At 64.4% G+C, this 18,776-nt stretch carries 15 protein-coding genes and 1 pseudogene; 11 read left to right on the top strand and 5 right to left on the bottom strand.

Annotated features, from left to right (window positions below; genetic code table 11):
- Positions 1-23: 23 nt before the first annotated feature.
- From ACK56M_RS17225 to ACK56M_RS17210, 4 genes are all read left to right on the top strand, one after another.
- Positions 24-725, top strand: a complete 702-nt coding sequence (locus ACK56M_RS17225) for an NAD(P)H-dependent oxidoreductase (RefSeq protein WP_015270763.1) — start codon at positions 24-26, stop codon at positions 723-725.
- A 437-nt stretch (positions 726-1,162) separates the two neighbouring features.
- Positions 1,163-2,266 (top strand): polyamine ABC transporter substrate-binding protein, encoded by a 1,104-nt coding sequence (locus tag ACK56M_RS17220; RefSeq protein ID WP_015270762.1) that lies wholly within the window; start codon positions 1,163-1,165, stop codon positions 2,264-2,266.
- 34 nt (positions 2,267-2,300) lie between these two features.
- Positions 2,301-3,713: an aminotransferase gene (locus tag ACK56M_RS17215; protein WP_054572603.1), complete on the top strand. Its 1,413-nt coding sequence runs from the start codon at positions 2,301-2,303 to the stop codon at positions 3,711-3,713.
- A 53-nt stretch (positions 3,714-3,766) separates the two neighbouring features.
- Positions 3,767-4,600 carry a helix-turn-helix transcriptional regulator gene (locus ACK56M_RS17210; protein WP_224765910.1) on the top strand — a complete coding sequence of 278 codons (834 nt, stop codon included), beginning with the start codon at positions 3,767-3,769 and terminating at the stop codon, positions 4,598-4,600.
- A gap of 155 nt (positions 4,601-4,755) precedes the next feature.
- On the opposite strand, the gene ACK56M_RS17205 is transcribed toward ACK56M_RS17210, so the two are convergent.
- Positions 4,756-6,090 carry a D-serine ammonia-lyase gene (locus tag ACK56M_RS17205; RefSeq protein WP_100413450.1) on the bottom strand — a complete coding sequence of 445 codons (1,335 nt, stop codon included), beginning with the start codon at positions 6,088-6,090 and terminating at the stop codon, positions 4,756-4,758.
- A 203-nt stretch (positions 6,091-6,293) separates the two neighbouring features.
- Positions 6,294-7,166, bottom strand: coding sequence for an HTH-type transcriptional regulator CatR (catR, locus tag ACK56M_RS17200; protein WP_100413451.1), 873 nt, complete (start codon positions 7,164-7,166; stop codon positions 6,294-6,296).
- Between the two features lie 135 nt (positions 7,167-7,301).
- Here catR and ACK56M_RS17195 point away from each other — a divergent pair, with 135 nt between their 5' ends.
- From ACK56M_RS17195 to ACK56M_RS17175, 5 genes and pseudogenes are all read left to right on the top strand, one after another.
- Positions 7,302-8,429 (top strand): muconate cycloisomerase family protein, encoded by a 1,128-nt coding sequence (locus tag ACK56M_RS17195; protein ID WP_015270757.1) that lies wholly within the window; start codon positions 7,302-7,304, stop codon positions 8,427-8,429.
- Positions 8,430-8,477: 48 nt separating this feature from the next.
- Positions 8,478-8,768, top strand: a complete 291-nt coding sequence (catC, locus tag ACK56M_RS17190; RefSeq protein ID WP_013973066.1) for a muconolactone Delta-isomerase — start codon at positions 8,478-8,480, stop codon at positions 8,766-8,768.
- Positions 8,769-8,942: 174 nt separating this feature from the next.
- Positions 8,943-9,311 (top strand): annotated as a pseudogene (locus ACK56M_RS17185) (catechol 1,2-dioxygenase); the annotation flags it as partial.
- A 221-nt stretch (positions 9,312-9,532) separates the two neighbouring features.
- Positions 9,533-10,027 (top strand): GNAT family N-acetyltransferase, encoded by a 495-nt coding sequence (locus tag ACK56M_RS17180; RefSeq protein ID WP_015270756.1) that lies wholly within the window; start codon positions 9,533-9,535, stop codon positions 10,025-10,027.
- A gap of 128 nt (positions 10,028-10,155) precedes the next feature.
- Positions 10,156-12,252 (top strand): putative bifunctional diguanylate cyclase/phosphodiesterase, encoded by a 2,097-nt coding sequence (locus tag ACK56M_RS17175; RefSeq protein WP_043935690.1) that lies wholly within the window; start codon positions 10,156-10,158, stop codon positions 12,250-12,252.
- A 136-nt stretch (positions 12,253-12,388) separates the two neighbouring features.
- Here ACK56M_RS17175 and ACK56M_RS17170 read toward each other — a convergent pair whose 3' ends face one another.
- Complete coding sequence (locus ACK56M_RS17170) at positions 12,389-13,213, bottom strand: aldo/keto reductase (RefSeq protein WP_015270754.1); 825 nt, start codon at positions 13,211-13,213, stop codon at positions 12,389-12,391.
- A gap of 247 nt (positions 13,214-13,460) precedes the next feature.
- Here ACK56M_RS17170 and ACK56M_RS17165 point away from each other — a divergent pair, with 247 nt between their 5' ends.
- A complete protein-coding gene (locus ACK56M_RS17165; protein ID WP_015270753.1) occupies positions 13,461-14,339 on the top strand; it encodes a DMT family transporter in 879 nt (292 codons plus the stop codon).
- Between the two features lie 177 nt (positions 14,340-14,516).
- Here the strand turns inward: ACK56M_RS17165 and ACK56M_RS17160 are convergent, their stop codons facing one another.
- On the bottom strand, positions 14,517-15,113 hold the full coding sequence (locus ACK56M_RS17160) for a hypothetical protein (RefSeq protein WP_015270752.1): 597 nt from the start codon (positions 15,111-15,113) through the stop codon (positions 14,517-14,519).
- A gap of 98 nt (positions 15,114-15,211) precedes the next feature.
- Entirely contained in the window at positions 15,212-16,117 is a 906-nt protein-coding gene (locus tag ACK56M_RS17155) for a LysR family transcriptional regulator (protein ID WP_013973059.1), read from the bottom strand.
- 362 nt (positions 16,118-16,479) lie between these two features.
- Here ACK56M_RS17155 and katG point away from each other — a divergent pair, with 362 nt between their 5' ends.
- Positions 16,480-18,726 (top strand): catalase/peroxidase HPI, encoded by a 2,247-nt coding sequence (gene katG, locus ACK56M_RS17150; protein WP_015270751.1) that lies wholly within the window; start codon positions 16,480-16,482, stop codon positions 18,724-18,726.
- Positions 18,727-18,776 lie beyond the last annotated feature (50 nt).

The following is an 18,776-nucleotide window of genomic DNA, read 5'->3' as shown; positions in this document are numbered from 1 at the left end:
TGTTTTGTGTGAGGAGAATGTTTGTGAATGTACTGATCGTCCACGCTCACCCCGAGCCGCAATCGTTCACTGCTGCCCTGCGTGACCAGGCCGTGGAAACCTTCCGCGCCCAGGGCCACCAGGTGCAGGTCAGCGACCTGTACGCCATGGGCTGGAACCCGGTGGCCAGCGCCGATGACTTCAGCCAGCGCGAGAACCCCGAGTACCTGGTGTATGCCCTGGAGCAGCGCCAAGGGGTCAAGCGTGGCGCCATTGCCGCGGATATCCGGCAGGAGCTGGACAAGCTGCTGTGGGCCGACTTGCTGGTGCTGAACTTCCCGATCTTCTGGTTCTCGGCGCCGGCCATGCTCAAGGGCTGGATCGACCGGGTGCTGGTGTCGGGGGTGTGCTATGGCGGCAAGCGCTTCTACGACCAGGGCGGTTTGGCGGGCAAGAAAGCGCTGGTGACCGTGACCCTGGGCGGGCGTGAGCACATGTTTGGCGACGGGGCGATTCATGGGCCGCTGGAAGACATGCTGCGGCCGATCTTGCGCGGCACCCTGGCCTACGTGGGGTTCGAGGTGTTGCCGCCGTTCGTGGCCTGGCATGTGCCGTACATCAGTGACGAGGCGCGGCAGGCGTTCTTGCAGCAGTACCGGCAGCGTCTGGAGCAGCTCTCGGACGACCAGCCACTGGTGTTCCCGCGCCTGGAGCAGTTTGATGAGGCGCTTTACCCGCTGGCGTGATTGACTGTTCTGGCCCAATCGCCGGCAAGCCAGCTCTCATAGAACAACACATGACTCATTGGTTCGGCGAGGTTCTGTAGGAGCAGCCTTGTGCTGCGAAGAGGCCGGGGCTGACAAAGCCTGTCTATTGGCTGTACCGGCCTCTTCGCAGCACAAGGCTGCTCCTACAAAGGACGCGTCAGACGAGCGATATTGGTTCTCTGCGCGAAAGCGCAGCCCAAAGGGCTGGGCAATCTCCCACAGGGAAATCACAGGGCTTCAGGACTGTGGAGGACCTGTGGGAGCTGGCTTGCCGGCGATTGAGCCTGTGGCCTTCATACAAAATTCACCGGCAAAAAAAGCGACCACCCACACATTCGGGGTATGTCCCCCTTCGGCAAATCCCTCGATAGTGCCCCCATCGGCTCGATCCCGAGCACTCACACGATGGAGTTGCCATGCGCAAGGTACTGAAGGTGATTGGCGGTCTGCTGCTGGCGTCTGGCGCCAGCCTGGCCCAGGCGGCAGAGGTGGACAGCGGTAACACGTTGCGGTTGTACAACTGGACCGACTATATCGGCGAAACCACCCTGGCCGACTTCGAGAAGGCCACCGGCATCAAGGTCATCTACGACACCTTCGACGGCTACGAAACGGTGCAGACCAAACTGCTCACCGGCCGCTCCGGCTACGACCTGGTCATGCTCAACGCTTCCCTGGTCCCCCCGCTGATCAGCGCCGGGGTGTTCCAGGCGCTGGACAAGCGGCAACTGCCCAGTTGGCACAACCTCGACCAGCAGGTGGTGAACAACCTGCAAGGCTACGACCCCGGCCTGAAATACTCGGCGCCCTATACCTGGGGCAGCTCGGGGGTGACCTACAACGTCGACAAGATCACCGCGCGCATGCCCGATGCCCCCATCGGCTCGCTGGCCATGCTGTTCGACCCCAGGATCGTCTCGCGCTTCGCCGACTGTGGCGTCACCCTGATGGACGCGCCGACCGAAGTCATCCCGCTGGCCCTGCAGTACCTGGGCAAGGACCCACGCAGCGCATCACCGGCCGACCTCAAGGCGGCCGAACAACTGCTGCTGGGCATTCGCCCGTACATTCGCAAGTTCGATTCGGTCAACTACCTCACCAGCCTGCCCAACGGCGATGTCTGCCTGGCCCTGACCTGGTCCGGCGACTACGCCACCGCCCAGGCCCGCGCGGTGGAAGCGAAGAAGGACATCAAGCTGTCGTTCTTCATCCCCCAGGAAGGCTCGCTGATCTGGTTCGACAACCTGTACATCCCCAAGGATGCGCCGCACGCGGCCAATGCCCACCGCTTCATCGAGTTCCTGCTGCAGCCGCAGACCATGGCCAAGGTCACCGACTACATCCACTACGCCAACAGCAACGCCGCCGCCACGGCGCTGGTGCGCGACGAGATCCGCCAGGACCCGGCCATCTACCCCGACGCGCAAACCCGCGAGCGCCTGTTCGCGCAGAAAACCCAGAGCCCGAAGGACATGCGCGCCATCACCCGGGTCTGGAGCACGGTCAAGACCGGTTTCTGAACACTGCCCAACGATCACTGCCAAGGAGCTGCCCATGGCCACCCCAAGCAAAGCATTCGCCATTGCCCACGACCCGCTGGTGGAAGCCGACAAGGCCCACTACATGCACGGCTACCACGTGTTCGACGAGCACCGCGAGCAAGGCGCGCTGAACATCGTTGCCGGCGAGGGCGCCTACATCCGCGATACCCACGGCAACCGCTTCCTCGATGCAGTCGGCGGCATGTGGTGCACCAACATTGGCCTGGGCCGCGAGGAAATGGCCCTGGCCATCGCCGACCAGGTACGCCAGCTGGCCTATTCCAACCCGTTCTCCGACATGGCCAACGGCGTGGCCATCGAGCTGTGCCAGAAGCTTGCGCAGCTGGCGCCGGGTGACCTGAACCATGTGTTCCTCACCACTGGCGGCTCGACCGCGGTCGACACTGCCTACCGGCTGATCCAGTACTACCAGAACTGCCGTGGCAAGCCGCACAAGAAGCACATCATCGCCCGCTACAACGCCTACCACGGCTCCACCACGCTGACCATGTCGATCGGCAACAAGGCCGCTGACCGGGTGCCGGAGTTCGATTATCACCACGACCTGATCCACCATGTGTCCAACCCCAACCCGTACCGCGCCCCGCACGACATGGACGAGGCCGAGTTCCTCGACTTCCTGGTGGCCGAGTTCGAGGACAAGATCCTTTCGCTGGGGGCCGACAACGTGGCGGCGTTCTTCGCCGAGCCGATCATGGGCTCGGGCGGGGTGATCATTCCGCCCACGGGCTACTTCCAGCGCATGTGGCAGCTGTGCCAGACCTACGACATCCTGTTCGTCGCCGACGAAGTGGTGACCTCGTTCGGGCGCCTGGGCACCTTCTTCGCCAGCGAGGAACTGTTCGGCGTAACCCCCGACATCATCACTACCGCCAAGGGCCTGACCTCGGCCTACCTGCCGCTGGGGGCGTGCATCTTCTCCGAGCGCATCTGGCAGGTGATCGCCGAGCCGGGCAAGGGCCGCTGCTTCACCCACGGCTTCACCTACAGCGGCCACCCGGTGTGCTGCACTGCGGCGCTGAAGAACATCGAGATCATCGAGCGCGAGCATTTGCTGGAGCACGTCAAGGACGTTGGCGGCTACCTGGAACAGCGCCTGCAAAGCCTGCGCGAGCTGCCGCTGGTGGGGGATGTGCGCTGCATGAAGCTGATGGCCTGTGTCGAGTTCGTTGCCGACAAGGCCAGCAAGGCCCTGTTCGCCGACGAGGTGAACATCGGCGAACGCATCCACAGCAAGGCCCAGGCCAAAGGGCTGCTGGTGCGGCCGATCATGCACCTGAACGTGATGTCGCCGCCGTTGATCATTACCCATGCGCAAGTGGACGAGATTGTCGAAACCCTGCGCCAGTGCATCATCGAAACCGCGCGCGAACTCACGGCGCTTGGCCTGTACCACGGCCGATGAACCTGGCGCAAAGGGCTGTGCGCGGGCGTGCCTGGCAGGCTAGACTGCCGGGCATGACCCAGGCCTCTCCCGACACCCCGCTTACCCTTTCACTGGGCGCGCTGCAGCAATGGCATGCGGCGCTGCAGCGCGCACTGGCCCACAGCGAAACGCCCGAGGCGCTGGCGCATGTGGCGGCCGCCATCGGCCAGTTGGTGCAGGTGGAATCGATGATGATCAGCCTCGAGTGCCAGGGGCGGGCACCGCAATTGCTGTACCAGCAAGGCATCCCCGACCTGCACCGCGCCGCCGTGCTGGAGCGCTACTTCACTGCCGGCTACCTGCTCGACCCGTTCTGCCTGGCCGTGCAGAGCGGCCTGGCCGAGGGCTTCTACCATCTGCAGGAAATCGCCCCGGACAACTTCTTCGACAGCGACTACTACAAGGCCTATTACCTGGGTACCGGTTGCAGTGAAGACAGCTACTACATCGCCGACCTCAGCGCTGGGCGCAAATTGTCACTGAGCCTGTTCCAGGGTTGCAGCGGTACGCGGCTGAGTACGGGGCAGATCGACCTGCTGCGTGCGCTGGAGCCGATGGTACGTGAACTGCTGGGGCGCTACGCCCGGCACCATCTGGAGCCCGGCCCCGCTTCGGCGGAGCGTGGTAGCCTGCAGGCGGCGTTCGACAGTTTCGGCTGCCAGGTGCTGACCGACCGTGAGCGGGAGGTGGCGCACATGATCTTGCGTGGGCATTCGGTGAAGTCCACCGCGCTGGAGCTGGGCATCTCGCCGGAAACCGTGCGCATGCACCGCAAGAACCTGTACCTGAAGCTGGAGATCAACTCGCAGTCGGAGTTGTTTGCGCGGTTTATCGACTGGCTGCGCGGTGATTGCTTGGAAATCTAGAGGCTAACGCGGTCCTCTGTGGGAGCGGGCGTGCCCGCGAACACGGGCGAAGCCCGTGCCATCCCCCGCGTCGCCTGCTTCGCGGGCATGCCCGCTCCCACAGGTAAAGTGGGAACTGAAAGCCAGCTCAGTACCTATGGGAGCTCCAGAAATCCTCAGCCCCTCCCTTTGGCCAGATAGGCCGCAAACTCCGCCTCCGGCACCATGCTGCCACCGGTCCCCCAGACCAAATGCGTGGCCCTTTGCATGCGCCCGGCCGACAGGCCCATGCGCGCCAGGTACTCAGGCGCTTCAAGCACCCTGACCATGCCCGGCATCCCCGCCAGCGCCGAAGGCTCCAGCCGCGCATTCTCCTGGTCATGGGCCAATACCAACAGCCGGTACAGCGCCTCGTCGCTGACTGTGTAATAGCCATCGAGCAAACGCTGCATCGCCTTGCCGACAAAGCCGGAAGGGCGGCCCACCGCCAGGCCGTCGGCGGCGGTCAGGTTGTCGATGCCGAAATCCTGCACGCTGGTGGCGTCATGCAAACCGCTATACACCCCCAGGAACATGCACGGTGAGTGGGTGGGCTCGGCGAAGATGCAGTGCACATGGTCGCCCCAGATCAGTTTCAGGCCGAACGCCACGCCACCGGGGCCACCGCCGACCCCACAGGGCAGGTAGACGAACAAGGGGTGCTCGGCATCTACCTTGATGCCCGCTGCTTCGAACTGGGCGGCCAGCCGCTCGGCCGCCACTGCATAGCCGAGGAACAGGTGTGGCGAGTTCTCGTCGTCGACGAAGTAGCAGCCCGGGTCCGCCGCCGCCTGCTGGCGCCCTTGCTCCACCGCCACGCTGTAGTCGCTTTCGTACTCGACCACGTTCACGCCATGGGCGCGCAGCTTGTCCTTCTTCCACTGGCGGGCATCGGCCGACATGTGCACGGTGGCCTGGAAGCCAAGCCTGGCGCTCATGATGCCGATCGACAGGCCGAGGTTGCCGGTCGAGCCGACCGCAACCTTGTACTGGCTGAAGAATTGCCGGGCCTGGTCGCTGGCCAGTTCCCGGTAATCGCTGTCGAGGCTGATCAGGCCGGCCTCCAGGGCCAGGTCTTCGGCATGCTTGAGCACTTCATGAATACCGCCGCGGGCCTTGATCGAACCAGAGATCGGCAGCTCGCTGTCGGCCTTGAGCCAGAGTGAGCCGCTGGCAGGCAGGCCAGCTGCCTGCAGCAAGGTGGCGTGCAGTTTGGGCAGCGGGCGCAGTGGCGACTCGATGATGCCGCCGGTGGCAGCGGTATCCGGGAACACGCTGGCCAGGTAGGGGGCAAAGCGTGCCAGGCGGGCACTGGCAGCACTGACATCGGCGGCGCTCAAACCGACGTCGGCCAGGGCCTGGGCGGCAGGGGCAATGTGCGGGTTGAACCAACGGGTTTCGCGCAGGGCCACCAGGTCGTCGATCAGGGGGTGGGAGCTGCACCATGCTTGCAGTGTCTTGCCGTGAATCATGCTGGTTTTTCCTGTTGGTTGGTGATGACCGGGGGGGCGATATCAGGCCGTTCCTGCGGATTGGCGGGAACCCTGTGGGAGCGGGCGTGCCCGCGAAACAGGCGATACGGTGGCTGGCACGGGCTTCGCCCGTGTTCGCGGGCACGCCCGCTCCCACAGGGTCCGCGCAAGCTTCAGGCTGTTGATCCTGCAGGAGCGCGCCCTCATTCGGCCTGTTGTGCAATCAATGTCAGGCAGCGCTGCACGATCGGGCTCACATCGCCCTTGCGTCGGCTGAGGATGATCGGGCTGACGGCGCCGTTGTCGTGCAGGCTTACATATTCGATATCGGTGCGGTGCTGCTGTTGCACCGACGCCGGCACCAGGGTCACGCCTACGCCGACGGCCACCAGACCGATGGCGGTCTGCAGTTCGTTGGCCCATTGGCTGACGCGGATGCTCATGCCGTGGTGGGCGAACAGTGCCAGCACATGGTCGGCATAGCTGGGCCGCGGGTTGGCCGGGTAGAGGATGAACGCCTCGCCAGCCAGCTGGGCAAGTGTAAGCGGGCTGCTCGCCAGCGGGTGACCCTTGGGCAATACCGCCACCAGCGGGTCCTCGCACAGCACTTGCTGGTGAATGGCCGGGTCATCGATGCGAATGCGCCCGAAGGCGATGTCGATGCGCCCGCTTTTCAGCGCCTCCACCTGCTGCAGCGTGGTCATCTCGTTGAGGCCCAGTTCCAGCTCGCTGTCCTGGCGCAGCTCGCGGATCAGCTCCGGCAGCACCTTGTACAGGGTCGACGGGGCGAAGCCGATCCCCAGCCACTGGCGCTGGCCCTGGCCGATGCGACGGGTGTTGTCGCTGATGTTCTGCAGCTGCTGCAGCACGGTACAGCTCTGTTCGTAGAAGAAGCGACCCGCCTCCGTCAGCCGCAGCGGGCGCTCGCGCACTACCAGCAAGGTACCGAGCTGGTCCTCGAGTTGGCTGATCTGCCGGCTCAGCGGCGGCTGGGCAATGTGCAGAAGCTCAGCGGCGCGAGTGAAGTTCAGGGTTTCGGCCAGGACCTTGAAGTAACGCAAGTGGCGCAGCTCCATCAGACCTCCAGGGTATGGTGGGAGATTCATTCGATATTGGACGGCTATCAGGGTCTCGCGCAATCCTTGAACAAGCAAGTAAATGCACCACTCGGGCCTGCGGCTGGCAGCCCGAAACAACGGGACCTGGCAACAATGACAAGCGTGCTGATTGAACGTATCGAGGCAATTATCGTCGACCTGCCGACCATTCGCCCGCACAAGCTGGCGATGCACACCATGCAGCAGCAGACCCTTGTGGTATTGCGTGTTCGCTGCAGTGATGGCGTGGAAGGCATCGGCGAGGCCACCACCATCGGCGGCCTGGCCTATGGCTACGAAAGCCCGGAGGGCATCAAGGCCAACATCGATGCGCACCTGGCGCCGGCGCTGGTTGGCTTGCCGGCTGACAACATCAACGCCGCCATGCTCAAGCTGGACAAGCTGGCCAAGGGCAATACCTTCGCCAAGTCGGGTATCGAAAGCGCCTTGCTCGATGCCCAGGGCAAACGCCTGGGCCTGCCGGTCAGCGAACTGCTGGGTGGCCGCGTGCGCGACAGCCTGGAAGTGGCCTGGACCTTGGCCAGCGGCGATACCGCCCGCGACATCGCCGAAGCCCAGCACATGCTGGAGATTCGTCGGCATCGGGTGTTCAAGCTGAAGATCGGCGCCAACCCGTTGGCCCAGGACCTCAAGCACGTGGTGGCGATCAAGCGCGAGCTGGGCGACAGCGCCAGCGTGCGGGTCGACGTCAACCAGTACTGGGACGAATCCCAGGCCATCCGTGCCTGCCAGGTGCTTGGCGAAAACGGCATCGACCTGATCGAGCAACCGATTTCGCGTATCAACCGCAGCGGCCAGGTGCGCCTGAACCAGCGCAGCCCGGCACCGATCATGGCCGACGAGTCGATCGAAAGCGTCGAGGACGCCTTCAGCCTGGCTGCCGACGGCGCGGCCAGCATCTTCGCCCTGAAAATAGCCAAGAACGGCGGCCCGCGTGCCGTACTGCGTACCGCGCAAATCGCCGAGGCTGCCGGCATCGCCTTGTATGGCGGGACCATGCTCGAAGGCTCGATCGGCACCCTGGCTTCGGCTCATGCCTTCCTGACCCTGCGCCAGCTCACCTGGGGCACCGAGCTGTTCGGGCCGCTGCTGCTGACCGAAGAAATCGTCAACGAGCCGCCGCAATACCGCGACTTCCAGCTGCACATTCCACGCACCCCAGGCCTGGGCCTGACCCTGGACGAACAGCGCCTGGCGCGTTTCGCCCGTGTTCGCGGGTAAACCCGCTCCCACAGTGTTGGCGCCAAATCAGAGAAAGGAGAAACCAGCATGCTGTTCCACGTAAAGATGACCGTGAAACTGCCGGTCGACATGGACCCGGCCAAGGCCGCCCGGCTCAAGGCCGACGAAAAGGAACTGGCCCAGCGTCTGCAGCGCGAAGGCACCTGGCGCCACCTGTGGCGCATTGCCGGGCACTACGCCAACTACAGCGTGTTCGATGTACCCAGCGTCGAGGCGCTGCACGACACCCTGATGCAGCTGCCGCTGTTCCCGTACATGGACATCGAAGTCGACGGCCTGTGCCGGCACCCCTCGTCGATTCACAGCGACGACCGCTGAGTCGCACCTGTCTACCTGACAAGAACAAGATGAGGCAAGCACGATGACCGTGAAAATTTCCCATACTGCCGATGTTCAGGCGTTCTTCAAGGAAGTGGCCGGCCTGGGCCATGCCGAAGGCAACCCACGCTTCAAGCAGATCATCCTGCGTGTGCTGCAGGACACTGCACGCCTGGTTCCATCGTGCCGTCGGGGTACGGTTGCGATCCGCAGGGACCAACCCAGGAATGCCTGGACCTGCTCGGCCGTCACGGCCAGCGCCCGGCGCATGTGCACTTCTTCATCTCTGCGCCCGGGCACCGGCACCTGACCACGCAGATAAACCTGGCCGGCGACAAGTACTTGTGGGATGACTTTGCCTATGCCACCCGTGACGGGCTGGTCGGCGAGCTGCGCTTTGTCGAGGATGCTGCGGCAGCGCGTGCTCGCGGCGTAGAGGGTGAGCGCTTTGCCGAGCTGGCGTTCGACTTCCATCTACAGGCGGCCAAGGCGCCAGACGCCGAGGCACGCAGCCACCGCTCGCGCGCGTTGCAAAACAGTTGAGCCCTGAAGGTATCCCTGTGGGAGCGGGCGTGCCCGCGAAGCAGGCACCGCGGTGTATGGCACCGGCTTTGCCGGTGTTCGCGGGCATGCCCGCTCCCACAGGGGCTCCTATCAATCGATGACTGGTTTTTGCCTGGGCCTTTCCGTGCGGGGAGGGCCTGGGCTTTTTGCTGCCAGGGGCGGTTGATCTAGAATCCGCCTTTTTACCCGAGCCCCTCACCATGCTGCCCATCGAACTGTTGGCAACCACTGCCGACCAGGCCCCGCTGATTCGCAACCTCTATCAGTTCTACGCCTACGAGTCCTCGGACTGGGAGCAGGAAGACGTCGAAGTGGACGGCCGCTTCTATATCCATGACGAGCACCTGCAACGTTACTGGGGGGCCGATGGCTGGGGCGCGTACCTGGTGCTGGCAGACGGTTTCATCGCCGGTTTCGTGCTGGTCGAACGCAGCGAGCTGCCGGGCATCGACGCGTTCGAACTGGCTGACCTGTTCATCCTGAAAAAGTACCGCCGACAGGGCATCGGCCGGGCGGTGGCCTTGCAACTGCTGGGCGGCGAGGGCGACTGGCTGATGCGCTGCTACGCACAGGACATGCCTGCCGTGGCCTTCTGCAATGCCGTGCTGGCCGAGCTGTCGCGCCCGGCGCAGCCCATAGCCCTGGATGACGAACCGGGCTTGCTCAATTTCCTGGTCACGGGCGCCCGCCATTGAGGGGGTTGCCAGCCTTCGTTCGCTAATTGAAGGGATCGTGGCTTTTTGTGAGCTACTTCACAAAGTCGTCGTCGAAGGCATAATGCCACCAATCCTTTTCATGCCTTTCGAAGGCCCAGGTAAAAGTCATGTCGCTAGTCGCAAGCCCCGACATCATGTACCGGCTGTTGATCCAGAGCGTGGTGGACTATGCCTTCTACCTGCTCACCCCCGAAGGTATCGTCGCCAACTGGAACCCCGGCGCCCAGCGCGCCAAGGGCTACCTGGCCGAGGAAATCGTCGGCAAGCACTACTCGTTGTTCTACACCGATGCCGAGCGCGCCGCCGGGCTGCCGGCGCTGAACCTTGAGCAGGCCCGCAGCACCGGGCGCTTCGAAGAGATCGGTTCGCGCCTGCGCAAGGACGGCACGGTCTTCCATGCCCATGTGGTGATCGACGCGGTGTACGACGATGCCGGGCAACTGGTGGGTTTTGCCAAGGTAACCCGCGACATTTCCGAGCGTCACCGGCAAGAGCTGGAACTGCTGCAGGCCAAGGAGCTGGCCGAGCAGTACAGCCAGGAAATGGCCAAGCTGTCGCAGTTCCTTGATTCGGTGATTGCCAACATCCCCGCCAGCGTCATTGTCCAGGACCTGGAGAGCCAGCGCATCCTGCTGGCCAACCAGCAGGCCGAACGCCTGTTCGGCGGGCCGCAGCGCAGCATGATCGGGCAGTTGCCCGGCGAGTGCCTGGCACCGGGCGTTGCCGGTTACCTGGAACAGCAACTGGCCCGTGGCGCCCGCAGCACCAAGGGGCATGCTGCCGAAACCCGGGTCGACACGGCCTGTGGCCCGCGCACCCTGCGCAGCCGCACCTTGCTCAGCCAGAACCGTGAAGGCCAGGCCGACTATGTGTTGTTCGTTGCCGAAGATGCCACCGAAGAGCTGGCCGCCCACGCGCAGATCCACCACATGGCGCACCACGATGCGTTGACCGGGCTGCCCAACCGCACCCTGTTCAACGAACGCCTGCGCCAGGCCCTGGTGCGTGACAGCGAGCACGCCAAGCTGACCGCTGCACTGTGCCTGGACCTGGACAACTTCAAGAACATCAACGATTCGCTGGGCCACGCCTTTGGCGACAAGCTGCTGCGCGCGCTGGGCAAGCGCCTGCGCCGCGAACTGCGCGAGCACGACACCCTGGCCCGCCTGGGCGGCGACGAGTTTGCGGTGGTGCTGACCGGCCTGGAAGGCCGGGAGGCCGCATGCAACACTGCGCAGCGCCTGATCAACGCGATCTGCCCACCGTTCCAGATCGAGGGGCACCAGTTCACGGTGGGGGTGAGCATCGGCATTGCCATTGCGCCGGAAGACAGCGACCAGGCCGAGCAACTGCTGGGCTACGCCGACATGGCGCTGTACGAGGCCAAGCGCAACGGTCGCAACCGCTACGAGTGCTTCAGCGTCGAACTGGACGTCGCCGCCCGCCAGCGCCGCCTGGTGGAAACCGACCTGCGCACTGCGCTGCACCTGGGCCAGTTGCAGCTGCACTACCAGCCGGTGGTCGACCAGCAGACCAGCAGCGTTACCGGCTATGAGGCGTTGCTGCGCTGGGAGCACCCGACCCGTGGCATGGTCATGCCCATGGACTTCATCCCCATCGCCGAGGAAACCGGGCTGATCCACGAACTGGGCAACCGGGCGCTGAACCTGGCCTGCCAGGAGGCGGCCAGCTGGGACAGCGAGCAGACGGTGTCGGTCAACCTGTCGGCGGTGCAGTTCAAGAATGCCAACCTGGTGCACACCGTGGCCCTGGCGCTGGCCGACTCCGGCCTGCCGCCACAGCGGTTGGAGCTGGAGGTCACCGAGTCGGTGCTGCTGGGCAACAGCGAGGAAAACGTGCGTACCCTGCGTGCACTGAAGGACCTGGGCGTGTCCATTTCGCTGGACGATTTCGGCACCGGGTACTCCTCGCTGGGTTACCTGCGTTCGTTCCCGTTCGACCGGATCAAGATCGACAAGTCGTTCGTGCATGACATGTGTGACAGCCGCGAGGCGATGTCGATCATTCGCGCCATTACCGACCTGTCCAACAGCCTGATGATCAAGACCACGGCCGAGGGGGTTGAGTCGGAGGAGCAGATGCGCCGGTTGGTGGCGGAGGGTTGCTCGCACTTCCAGGGTTACCTGTATGGGCGACCGGCACCGGCGAACGAGCGGTTGAAGCAGGTCGTGACGCTGGCATAGTGCCCGTTGGCCTGCCGCGGTCTCCTGTAGGAGCGGCCTTGTGTCGCGACAGGGCCGCAAAGCGGCCCCGGCGATATCAGCGGCGCAGCTGAAAATGTGGGGCCGCTGCGCGCCCCTTCGCGACACAAGGCCGCTCCTACAGGTTCCAGTCCGGCGCAAACGGCGGGCTCACCACCCGCTGGTCCTTCGGCAACCCGGCGATCGCCGCGCGGTCCTCGTCATCCAGTTGCACGTTCGACGCCGCCAGGTTGGCCAGCTGGTTCTCGCGGCTGCCGGCCTTGGGGATCACCGCCACGCCGTCCTGGTCCAGCAACCACTTCAGCGCCACCTGGCTGGGCAGTACGCCATGCTTGCGGGCGATCGCCTGGATCACCGGCTGAGCCGCCGCCTGCCCACGGGCCAGCGGGGTGTAGGCGGTGAGCAGCAGGTCGTGGCGGCGGGCGTAGTCCAGCAGCGGTTGCTGGCCGAGCAGCACGTGGTATTCCACCTGGATCGCCGACAATGGCGCGCCCAGGGTTTCCACCACCTGGCGCAGCAGCCCCAGCGGGAAGTTGGCCACGCCGATGCTGCGCGCCTTGCCCTCGTCACGCAGGGCCACCAGGGTTTCGATGCTGCGGGCCAGGTCCCAGTCCTGGCTGGGCCAGTGGATGTGGAACAGGTCGACCTGCTCGGTACCCAGGGCGCGCAGGCTGTCCTCCAGCGACTGGCGCATGGCCTTGGGCGCCAGGCGATCCCACCATACCTTGGTGGTCAGGTGAATCTGCTCGCGCGGTACATCGCTTTCGCGCAGTGCCTGGCCGACGGCGGCTTCGTTGTCATAGGCAGTGGCAGTGTCTATGTGCCGGTAACCCAATTCAAGCGCCTGGCGCACGGCCTGGGTGCACTCGCTGCCGGTCATTGGCCAGGTGCCCAGGCCGATCGCGGACAGGGCCAGGCCGTTACGGGTGGTGAGCCTTTGCATGTAAATTCCTTGTAGGGTGTGCAGGGTTCGCATTCGATGGTCGGCGATCAGCACGGTACGGGCCATGCGCGTGGGGCGGAAAGTGGTCGATCAGCGAACAGAAATTGCAGTCGGCCTTGGCTGGCGGCGATTGAACTTCCTTATTCTTCGGCATCTCTTCTAAAATCCGAGCTGTTGCATCCGCCAGGCAACGCCTGCGCGGCCTTCACTGGGCGCCGCATCAAGCCGCGCCGTCATCGAGAGTGCCATGAGTTCCAGCACACCGCTGTCCGGAGTCAACCAACCCCTGCGCGGCATCGCCCTGGTGGTGGTGGCGACGTTCCTGTTCGCCAGTCACGATGCCCTGTCCAAGTTCCTGGGCGGCCTGTACCCGATCATCATGGTGGTGTGGGCGCGGTATGTGGTGCACACGCTGCTGATGGCCGGGATCTTCCTCCCCAAGGCCGGCCTCAACGTGCTGCGCACTCGCCGCCCTCTGTTGCAGACGTTACGCGCCCTGAGCCTGCTGAGTACCAGCCTGCTGTTCACCACCGGCCTGCAGTACCTGCCACTGGCCGAGGCCACGGCGGTCAACTTCCTTGCCCCGGTGCTGGTCACTGCGCTGTCGGCGCCACTGCTGAAGGAGCGGGTGACGGTGGGGCAGTGGGTGGCGGTGGTGATGGGCTTCATCGGCGTGCTGGTGGTGGTGCACCCGGGCGGGGCGATGTTTACCCCGGCCATCCTGTATCCGTTTGGATCGGCGCTGGGCTTCTGCTTCTATCAGTTGCTGACGCGCATCCTGGCCGCGCACGACAGCCCGACCACCAGCAATTTCTATGCGGGGTTGTGCAACACCCTGGCGATGAGTGCGTTGGTGCCGTTCTTCTGGGAGATGCCGCGTTGGGACCATGCGCTGCTGATGCTGGCGCTGGGGGGCTTTGGCATGACGGCGCACCTGCTGCTGACTCAGGCCTTCCGCCATGCGGCACCTGCCTTGCTGGCGCCATTCAGCTATTGCCAGATCGTGTTCGCCGGGTTGCTTGGGTTGGTTGTCTACAGCCAGGTGCCGGACACCCTGAGCCTGGTGGGCATCTCGGTGATCTGCCTCAGCGGGCTGGGGGCGGCGTGGATGCAGCGGGGTAAGTAGAAGCTTTACCGCGGTTATTACAGCTACAGCACCGACCTGTAGGAGCAGCCTTGTGCTGCGAAAGGGCCGGTGTGGCAGAAGAAATTCTGTGGCGGTACTGGCCTCTTCGCAGCACAAGGCTGCTCCTACAGGCCGGTGCTGTGCCCGAGCATTTGCGCTATATCAGTGAAGGGGGCCTCAAACGCGACCCTTCAACAGCGCCTGCAACGAATCGTCAAAGTCCCGCAGCGCATCCGCCTGCACCGCCCGCTCATCCTCGACCACCCTCGCCACATCGCCCAGACTCTTGCTTGCCCGTCCCTCAGCGCGGCCGATATAGGTCAGCTGGTCATCGAAAAAGCGCGCTACTACCCTGCTTTCGATATCCGCACTGGCCAAACGGCTTTCGGTGTCCAGCAGCACGATCACGTCCGGGTGGTCGCCCAGCAGTGTGTCCAGGTCGTCATAGAAAGTCACTTCGGCAAACTGCTGCGCCAGTGACCGCGCCAGCCAGTCATACGCCTGGCTTTCGCTGCCCAGGGTCGCAACAGGGACACGTTGGCCATGGGCCGGTGCGCCTGCCTGGGTGCGATGGCTGCCGAGGTATTCGAGGGTCGCTTCGGCATCACGCCCCAGCAGTACCGCCACCCGTTGGCCAGGGGCCAGCGCGACACTGGAAATTGCCGTGGCCGAATAGAAGTGCCCGTAAGGCTGCGTGTCGGTAGCTGCCGGGCTGGCACAACCGCCAAGGGCGGCCAACAAGGCGAGCAGGGCAGCGATCATGCCGGTTTTCATGGGAGCCTCATCAATCGGTGTATGCCGCCATCTTCCGCCCGGGCTGACCGCAGGGGAACTTGATGGCATTCATGGTGGCTATCGATGAGGTCGATGCATCACTGCGTGGCCATGAACTGCAGGATGCGCTCGCGCAGCCAGCGCTCGGCCGGGTCATTGTCCTGGGCACCGCTCCAGACCATCGACAGTTCGGCCTCGGTGATGTCGAACGGCGCCGGGTCGGCGCGCAGGCTGCCGTCGTCGGCCAGGGCGCAGGCGGCATAGTCTGGCACCGTGGCGATCAGCTCGGTGTTGCGCAGCAGGGCGCGCAGGCTGCCGAATTGCGGCACCGCCAGCACCACCTTGCGGCAGCGGCCGATGCGTGCCAGGTCAAGGTCGATATTGCCGCTCATGTCACCGGAGAACGACACCATCACATGCGGGCGGGCGCAGTATTCGTCGAGGGTCAGCGGGCCCGGGCGGTCATCGGCGCGCAGCACCCGCACGCCGATGTTGCGCAGCTTGCGGCGCTTGGCGGTGGCCGGCAGGTCCGTGGTGTAGCTCACGCCCACCGAAATTTCGCCGCTGGCCAGCAGCCCCGGCATCAGCAGGAAGTTGGCCCGGCGCACCACCACACTGATATTCGGGGCCTCTTCGCGCAGCGCCTGCAGCAGGGCCGGGAACAGGCCGAATTCGGCATCGTCCGACAGGCCCAGGCGGAACACGTTGCAGCTGTTGACCGGGTCGAACTCGCGGGCGCGGCTGATGGCGGCGGAAATCACATCCATGGCCGGCCCCAGCTCGGCGAAGATCTGCATGGCCCGTGGCGTGGGCTCCATGGCCCGGCCGTTGCGGATCAGCAGCGGGTCGTCGAACAGCTCACGCAGGCGGGCGAGGGCGGCGCTGACGGTTGACTGGGTGATGAACAGCTTTTCGCCGACCCGGGTCAGGTTGCGTTCGATCATCAGGGCTTCGAACAGTACCAGCAGGTTCATGTCGACGCGGCGCAGGTCGTTGCGATTCATGAGGGTACGGGTTCCGGGTTGGAAGGGTTGGCGTTGTATTGGAGCATGCGGACAGCTTGGTTGCCTTGTATGGATGTGCCGGCCTGTTCGCGGGCACGAACCTGACAGAGCCAAGCTATCGCCCCTCAATAGGCACTCTATTAGAACTCTGCCCAAGCTCGGCTAGTCTTTCCCCTGGCCCCGCGAATTCTGCCAGCGGGCGGCATGTCAGCACCTTTGTGCAAGACCACGCCAACCCCGTCATGACAGCTTCGCAAGCCCCGTGTAGACCTGATGAGGGGTAGCACGAGCCCACGCGCTCGGCTGAAAGAACACCTGGCATAGACCGGAAATCTGGATAACCGACCCAAAGGTACCCGCAGATGTCGAACGAATCGAAATGCCCGTTCCATCAAACCGCAGGTGGCGGCACCACCAACCGTGACTGGTGGCCTGACCAGCTCAACCTGAGAATTCTTCATCAACATTCCTCCAAATCCGACCCGATGGACCCGGATTTCGATTATGCCAAGGCGTTCAAGAGCCTCGACTTCCAGGCGCTGAAGAAAGACCTGACCGCCTTGATGACCGACTCCCAGGACTGGTGGCCCGCCGACTTCGGCCATTATGGCCCGTTGTTCATTCGCATGGCCTGGCACAGCGCTGGTACCTACCGTATTGGCGATGGCCGGGGTGGTGCAGGCTCTGGCCAGCAGCGCTTCGCCCCGCTCAACAGTTGGCCGGACAACGTCAGCCTGGACAAGGCCCGGCGGCTACTGTGGCCGATCAAGCAGAAGTACGGCAACAAGATTTCCTGGGCCGACCTGATCGTGCTCACCGGCAACGTCGCCCTCGAGTCCATGGGCTTCAAGACCTTCGGCTTCTCTGGCGGGCGTGCCGATGTGTGGGAGCCGGACGAAGATGTGTACTGGGGCTCGGAAAAGGTCTGGCTGGGCGGTGACACCCGCTACGGCAAGGCCCAGCCGCCCGGCAAGGGCGACCTGGTGGCGGAGCCGGCCAAGCGCCCCGAGGAGCAGGGCCGTACCCTGGAGGGCGAGCGCAACCTGGAAAACCCGCTGGCCGCCGTGCAGATGGGCCTGATCTATGTGAACCCGGAAGGCCCGGAAGGCAACCCCGACCCGGTAGCCTCGGGCAAGGACATCCGTGACACCTTCGGCCGCATGGCCATGAACGATGAAGAAACCGTGGCGCTGATCGCCGGTGGCCACGCCTTTGGCAAGACCCACGGTGCCGGCCCTGCCGACAACGTCGGCCCCGAGCCGGAAGCAGCAGGCCTGGAGCTGCAGGGGTTGGGCTGGGCCAACAAGTTCGGCAGCGGCAAGGGTGGCGATACCATCACCAGCGGCCTGGAAGTGACCTGGACTTCGACCCCCACCCGATGGAGCAACGAATACCTCAACAATCTGTTCAACTTCGACTGGGAACTGACCAAGAGCCCGGCTGGTGCCCACCAGTGGCGGCCGAAGGAGGGCAAGGGGGCAGGCACCGTGCCGGATGCCCATGACCCGGCCAAGCGCCACGCGCCTTCCATGCTCACCTCCGACCTTGCGCTGCGTTTCGACCCGATCTACGAGCCGATCGCCCGCCGCTTCAAGGATAACCCTGACCAGCTGGCGGACGCCTTCGCCCGCGCCTGGTACAAGTTGATCCACCGCGACATGGGCCCATTGGCGCGCTATCTGGGCCCGGAAATGCCCAACGAAGAGCTGCTGTGGCAAGACCCACTGCCAAAAGTCGATCACCCGCTGGTAGGCGAGCAGGACATTGCCGCGCTCAAGGCCAAGGTGCTGGCGGCGGGCCTGAGCGTTGGCGAGCTGGTGGCCACTGCCTGGGCAGCCGCGTCGACCTTCCGCGGTTCGGACAAGCGTGGCGGGGCCAATGGTGGCCGCCTGCGCCTGGCGCCGCAGAAGGATTGGGCGGCGAACCAGGGCACAGGCAAGGTGCTGGCGGCGCTGGAGAAAATCCAGGCCGAGTTCAATGCCGGTGGCAAGAAAATCTCCCTGGCCGACCTGATCGTTCTGGCCGGTGGCGCCGCAGTGGAAAAGGCTGCCAAGGACGCCGGGCACAACGTCAGCGTGGCGTTCCGCCCTGGGCGTGTCGATGCCTCCCAGGCGCAGACCGACGTCGAGTCGTTCGCCGTGCTGGAACCGCTGGCCGATGGCTTCCGTAACTTCACCAAGGCCCGCTACAGCGTCAAGGCCGAGAAACTGCTGCTGGACAAGGCCCAATTGCTGACCCTGACCGCGCCGGAACTGACCGTGCTGATCGGTGGCCTGCGTGTGCTCGGCGCCAACCATGGCGGCAGCCAACAGGGCGTGTTCACCGACAAGGTCGGTACCCTGAGCAACGACTTCTTCCGCAACTTGCTGGACATGGGCGTTGAGTGGAAGCCGACCTCGGCGGATAACGAAACCTTCGAAGGGCGTGATCGCAAGACCGGCCAGGTGAAGTGGACCGGTAGCCGGGTTGACCTGGTGTTCGGCTCCCATGCCCAGTTGCGGGCATTGAGCGAGGTGTACGGCAGCAGTGATGGCCGGGACAAGTTCGTGCGGGACTTTGTCGCGGCCTGGGAAAAGGTCATGGAGCTGGATCGCTTTGACCTGAAATAGCTTTGTCAGAAATGGGGGCGCTTTGCGCCCCTATCGCGACACAAGGCCGC

It is taken from the genome of Pseudomonas sp. s4 (genome assembly GCF_046764235.1).
Taxonomy (GTDB): domain Bacteria; phylum Pseudomonadota; class Gammaproteobacteria; order Pseudomonadales; family Pseudomonadaceae; genus Aquipseudomonas; species Aquipseudomonas asiatica.
Note: the sequence above shows the minus strand (reverse complement) of the source record. Positions and strands in the feature narration are given on the sequence as shown.